Origin of the sequence: Oceanimonas doudoroffii, from assembly GCF_002242685.1 — a bacterium.
GTDB classification, from domain to species: Bacteria; Pseudomonadota; Gammaproteobacteria; order Enterobacterales; family Aeromonadaceae; genus Oceanimonas; species Oceanimonas doudoroffii.
This window is the reverse complement of record NZ_NBIM01000015.1, coordinates 1-6194: the sequence shown is the minus strand read 5'-3', so window position 1 is coordinate 6194 and position 6194 is coordinate 1. Positions and strand designations below refer to the sequence as shown.

Here is a 6194-nt window from a genome sequence, read left to right as displayed (position 1 = left end):
CAGAAATACCGTAGTTACGCCCCCGTGGGGAGTTACCGTACTTTGCGCCGCAGCTGTCGACGTATACTACGTTTAGCATCATTCGAATGTCCTCTCCAAGTGCAGTTATTCTTTTCTTGTGAGGCATAAAACCAAGTACAACTGTATTTGAACGCAAGGATAACGGTATAGGTAGGTAGGGGGTCGTTTTGGTGTTTTGTTACTGTGTCGGGGGCGCCGCCTGTGTGCACTGTTTTACTGTGGCCACAGGTGTCCTGTGTCGGCGTTCTCTTGACCCATATTTTATTAACGAGTAATCGGATCATAATGCATTGTCTAACTGTCATTGTTGTTATTCAGCAGACAAAATTTTTATCTCTTGCCGTTTTTCTGCAGTAATAATTTTTACGGATTAATTTGCAATGTCTCAGGATTTTGAGGAGTGGGAGTCGGACGTTGAAACCGAATGGGGGTCTGATGTTGATGAAGAATTCCCATCCGATGTTGAAAATGGTAAGCATGTTGCGTAAGCCGACATGTTTTTATTGTGTTTAGTTAGGGGTCTGAGTTTTTAGAGGATTTGGCCGCTGCTGACATTAGTGATTTTGAGGAGGAGAATGTCTTACCTGAGCGTGAGTTTAACTTTATGAATCTTATGTTGATTAAGCCTAGTGTTTGTTGTATTGATTTAGAGTCAAACCCTATCGATCATGTGAAATTCGGTGAAACAGTCACTGTTGATGTAGCTCCTCGATTCGGTTTGACAGGCGCTTCGCATTTTTTTCGTTTCCATAACCAAGACAACATTGTGGATGCAGAAGCAGTGGCTAGGGCTGCTTTCGATAAAGTTCTAACTGACACATTTCGTGAGGGTGCGCCTAGAGACTTAGTGGGTGTGTCCATTAATCATCCCTGCCTGGATCATGAAATCCTGGTTCTTTTCGGGGATAAGACTGAAACTACAACAGAGAAAATCATGAGTGTCATTGCCTCCGTTCAACAGAGCAAAAAAGAACTCGATTTTGATGACACAATGGAGGTGAAAGTAACCAGAGTCACACCTCCAGAAGGCAGTGGTTATCGGAAAATGATTAAGGGGAGATTTGAAGACGTTTTCACGCGCCACTCAGGGGGTCACGGATCGGTTTTCATCAAGATAAAAAACAATGACTGGCTTTGTTTCGCGCGAGCAGTTGTGGTGGCCAGGGCGCGCATTCAGTACTATACACTGGGTGACAAGTCTGTGAAATGGGATACGATTCGAAGGGGGGATTCGGACAGACGGAGCTCACAGAGAATATTGGCATTAGATCTGATGACCAGAGCAGGCCTGTTGGGTGGTCAAAAGAGAACTTGCGGAGTCCCAGAGTTCAAGAAAATACAGAACCTGCTGGTACCAGAGGGTTTCCAGTTGAAAATTTTTTCGCATGACCACTTCGACAGTAGAATTTTTGATGATGAGTTAGTTGGTCCGATTCCACTTTACATATACCACCATGATAATCATTTCACTCCCATGAGTTCCCCTCGAATCCTTACTGGAACCAATTATTTTTGTGACATGTGCAATCAGGGATACAACAAGAAAGAGGCTCACAAATGCTCTGCTTATTGTGCATGTTGTAAAATGCAAGGTAAATGCCCTCAGACACGATGGATTCATTGCAAAGATTGCAACCGTCGGTTCAAATCACAGGAGTGTTTCGACAACCATCTCAAGAAACCTGAGAAGTTTACCAGAGGGGCGAAAAATAAACGCAGAAAAGTTATGGGTCAAAACACATGCACGAAACTGAAACTGTGTACTCAGTGCGGGAGAACAACGTCCAAATCCCTCCTCCCCCCATATAAACACAGATGTGGCCAAAAATACTGTTCAGTTTGCAAAATATGGGATAAAAACGAGGCCATTCACCAGTGTTACATGCAACCAATAAAGACAAAGCAAAATGCAGAGCCTGAAAAATCAGATTTGCTACAGGAGGAAATGGAAGTTCAACCCGATGATATTGATTCATTGGTGAGAGAAGAAGAAAACAGACAGGGAGAGACTGATGTCGGCAGGATGCAACACTTCCAAAAATTCAGTGGCGCAACTGACAAGGTTTCAAAGTATCTATTCTGGGACTTTGAAACAACTCAACAACAGGAATATGCTAAAGAAAGCAATGCACTCGGTCCCTCCTATCTCCATAAACCGAATTATTGCATTGTGCGCAAAGCTTGCATGCTATGCAAAGTTTTCTGGCTTTCACAATGTGAAAATAGAAGCTGCAAGTCACGATCATGCCAAGATTGTCAGAAAAGCAAACCCGAGTGTCGGATATGTGTGGAACACTGTGTCAGGTTCTATGGAGATAACTGCAAAGAGGAGTTTTGTGACTTTCTGTTTCGAGAATGCCACCGCGGTACAACGGCTATAGCGCATAATGCAAAGGGGTTCGATGCACATTTTATAATTCAATGGTTGGTCTCTCAAAAGAGAATCCCAAAAATTATTCCACGCGGTTTGAAAATTCTCAGTTTGGAGGCAATGGGAGTGAAAATAATTGATTCCATTTCTTTTCTGCCACAGAGACTTTCTTCACTACCAAAAACCATGAATGAACCTGAATTAAAAAAAGGATACTTCCCATACCTCTTTTGTCGATCTGAAAATTGGAACTATGTTGGAGCCTATCCCGATGCAGATCAGTATTGCCCATCTCAAATGAAACCTGCAGAGAGAAATGACTTTTACACTTGGTATAATGCACACAAAAATAAAGTGTTTGATTTCCAAAAGGAGCTGAGGGAGTACACTGAATCTGATGTTGACATTTTGCTCCGATGTGTCTTGAAGTTTAACGATTTGTTCCATGCTGAAACCGGAGTCTACCCTCTGGAGGTAGCCATAACAATAGCTCAGGCCTGCAATCACGTCTTCAGGAAGAATTTTCTGAAGAAAAATACTATTGGGGTAAGGTAGTTTTTCCATGCGTTTATGTCCTTAATAACTGTGTCAACTGTATATGGTTTTCAGGTGGTACCAGTAGGAGGTTACAGGGGGAGGGAGCGTCAAAGTATGGTAGCTCTGGAATGGATTAAATTTGTCAGCGAGGAGCATGGAGTTTACATTCGCCATGCTCGAAATGGAAAAGAGAAGGTTATTGGCAAATACAAAGCTGATGGATTTTTTGCTAACACGGTGATGGAATTCAATGGATGTGCATACCACGGGTGTCCAAAGTATATGCATGAAGAGTGCATAGTGCAAAAGTTACATGAAATTTCGAGTTTTAGATGTTACAAGAAACGTGATGAGAAAGTGCCTAACTCCAGCCTCACACGCGAAGAGGCTTATTGAAGAACTTTGGATAAAGCAGATTACATAAAAAAACAGGGTTACCAACTGATCGAAGTGGGTGTCCATATCGGAGTAGAATTTGGATAAAGCTTCAACATCAGTGGCTTTGTAGATGTGGGAGTGTGAATGGGAGAATCTGAAACATACTGATCCTAGAATTCACGAATTTGTTCAAAATCTAAAGGTCAAACCAGTACTAGACCCTAGAGAAGCTTTGACTGGAGGTGATTTATGTTCTGAATTTTTCCTAGTGCTTTTTATCCTTCTAAAAATTTTTTTCTTTACCAGGTAGAACAAATGCAACAGTACTGTGGAAGAAATGCCACCCTGGAGAGCGAATAGATTATTATGATGTGTGCTCGTAAGTGAACACGTGAATAAGTAAAGCACGGAAACATAGATGTGTTAATTTGGTAAACGCTTTTTGTCAGACTGTATCCATGGGTATGCAAATACTGTGCTTTTCCACTGAAGCATCCGACAGTGATAACGGAGATGTTTGAAGCAATAACAAAAGAAAGAAATCCATATTTTGGGTTAATTTGGTTAGTGTGTCTCCAGGGTATTATGAGTAAATAGCATTTTGATTTTTTATCAAAAATTTCAGCTGTCGAGTTTTACCTCCTCGAGGCCTGTTACATCCTGTGCTTCCCTACAGATACAATGACAGGTTGAATTTCACTTGCTGTCGCTCATGTTTGGAGGAGCAGAATCAAGAAAAATGCTCACATACTGACTCGGAGAGAAGCTTTACCTCCACTTTTGTCAGCGTTGAACTAGACAAAGCTTTACAGTTGAACTACAAGGTATCTGCATGTGGGGTGACATATTTCGGTATTAATAACATGTGGAATGGTTCCAGGTTTTGGATGTGTATGAGGTGTGGCACTATGATGAAAAAGCTGTTTATAATGGAGAAAATGAAGATTCAGGATTATTCGCTGCATACATAAACAAGTTTCTCAAACTGAAGCAACAGGCCAGTGGATGGCTGTCGTGGGTCAGTATTCGATTTGCCTTCGCTACCAATGGATTATTCCAAATCCAAAAATAGAAATTTCAGGTGAAAACCGAATCTGATAAAGATAGATACATCTTAGACTATGAGGAAAAAGAGGGCATAAGGCTCGACCCGGAGCAAATTGAGAAAAACGCCGGATTGAGGGCTGTTGCAAAATTATGCCTTAACTCGTAAGATCACAAAACAGGCAACTAACTCTTTCAAATATGTCACAAAGATTGGATGCAGTTATGTTTCAGTTTTTGGGGAAAATTTGCCCAGTGATCAGATTTTTGTAACACGGAGTTTTTGTCTGATCCAGTCACTTTCTTTTATCTGGTATTCGATAGAGAAAACCAGGTGTCCAGTGTGAGAAGCCTAGGTAAGCTAGAGTGGCATAGACTGAGGCGAGATTGTTTTTTAAGCACCCTACCCTCTTGACTTAGGACCAGACATGGTAGCTGTCAACTATAAAAAAGAAAAGCTATATGAAAAAGTGAACCCGAACACTTCGGTTGTGGTGGCCTGTTTTGTAACAGCACATGCCCGCCTGAAATGACACAGTATGCATTTTTGAAAACTAAGATTGAAAAACAAACTATGTTGGTGAAACACGCTTTTTCAGGACTCTGTGATCTTCCTAACCAGAATGACTGATCAATACATGCCAAGTGTAGGTGATCACCTGGGTGATCTCACTGATGAGTTGTGTGACTATGGCGAAGGATGCTTCATTTCGGAATTTGTATCTGGTGGCCCCAAACAATACAGTTTTAGAGTCACAGATCCCTCCTCTGGAAAAGTGGTCAAAACCATCACTAAAGTCAAAGGTTTTTCTCTCAACTATGCTAACGCCGCACACATAAACTTCAAAAGAATGAGACAACAGGTGAAAGACTTTGTGAAAACCAGGAATCTCGATAGAGTGACTGTTTATGAAAACCAAATTCAACGGATGAAAAATCATAATGTAGTGACTGTTCCAACTAGCAAGGTGCAAAAGGTTGTTTACTGTAAACGAGTGGCACTTCCTGATTTTACAACTCGACCTTATGGGTACTGAGGTTTCTGCAAAATGTGTACCGAGTGATTTTTTTATTGTAATTATGTTCAAGCATGCATAACTCCCCCAAGATTTATGAAACATTGAAACTGTGCGATTAAAATATGTTCAGAACAAATAATTCTGACACAAGCATAAGCTAGACAGAATGTCATAAAAGTGTTTTGCTTCGTTTTTTTCGAGACCTTTGGCATGCTCCGACCACCAGCAGCTGTCCATAGTTGTTTTTTTGCTTGTGCTGAAACAGACATCTTGCTAGTATGCGTCGCAGATGACACAACCCTGCTCCGCCGGAAATGTGTAGTTTTGTGCTGTTTTCCTCATGAAAGTTCAGTATAACCCCAGCATAGGCCCCTGCGGAAACTGGCAGCTGTAGATCGAACGCTACAGAACTCCTGTTGGAGAGGCTGTATTCCAATGAGATTGTGGTTTCCAGTACTGCAGCCTGAATTATTTTGTGTGGAGAGCCGAATGTGACTTTCGAAGGATTTATTTTATTGCCTCCCCCTGTGACAACCAAGGGATTTCTTCCATTCACAAGGAACAAATGCAGTTATGCCAAGTGGCATCAGTATTAAGACATAAATTTTTGCTTGGTTCCCTCCGTTGAAGCACAGTGATTTCTTCCATAGACATTATTTTCAAACAAACTTTTTTTTTCAAGACCAAAAATCAAATTGATTCGAAGTTCCGACTGTTGATCAATCTAACTTTCTCGCTAAATGAAGTCTAGGCGGGCAGAGGGTGACATCTGCATTCTCTCAACAGGCCACGCCCTCCCCTCCGCTCGATGGCCACTTATTGGT

3 protein-coding genes are annotated in these 6194 nt (G+C 41.6%); all 3 read left to right on the top strand.

Annotated features, from left to right (window positions below):
• The first annotated feature begins 787 nt into the window (after positions 1 to 787).
• The 3 genes from B6S08_RS18075 to B6S08_RS18320 all read left to right on the top strand — a co-directional run bounded on the left by B6S08_RS18075 (position 788) and on the right by B6S08_RS18320 (position 5388).
• Positions 788 to 2947, top strand: coding sequence for a DNA polymerase (locus tag B6S08_RS18075; RefSeq protein ID WP_169716431.1), 2160 nt, complete (start codon positions 788 to 790; stop codon positions 2945 to 2947).
• A 96-nt stretch (positions 2948 to 3043) separates the two neighbouring features.
• Entirely contained in the window at positions 3044 to 3325 is a 282-nt protein-coding gene (locus tag B6S08_RS18325) for a hypothetical protein (protein ID WP_141202215.1), read from the top strand.
• A 1664-nt stretch (positions 3326 to 4989) separates the two neighbouring features.
• On the top strand, positions 4990 to 5388 hold the full coding sequence (locus B6S08_RS18320) for a hypothetical protein (RefSeq protein ID WP_141202214.1): 399 nt from the start codon (positions 4990 to 4992) through the stop codon (positions 5386 to 5388).
• Positions 5389 to 6194: the final 806 nt, after the last annotated feature.

Coding starts and splice junctions, on each gene's coding strand:
- B6S08_RS18320 (WP_141202214.1), top strand. CDS start 4,990: ATGCCAAGTGTAGGTGATCACCTGGGTGATCTCACTGATGAGTTGTGT.
- B6S08_RS18325 (WP_141202215.1), top strand. CDS start 3,044: ATGGTAGCTCTGGAATGGATTAAATTTGTCAGCGAGGAGCATGGAGTT.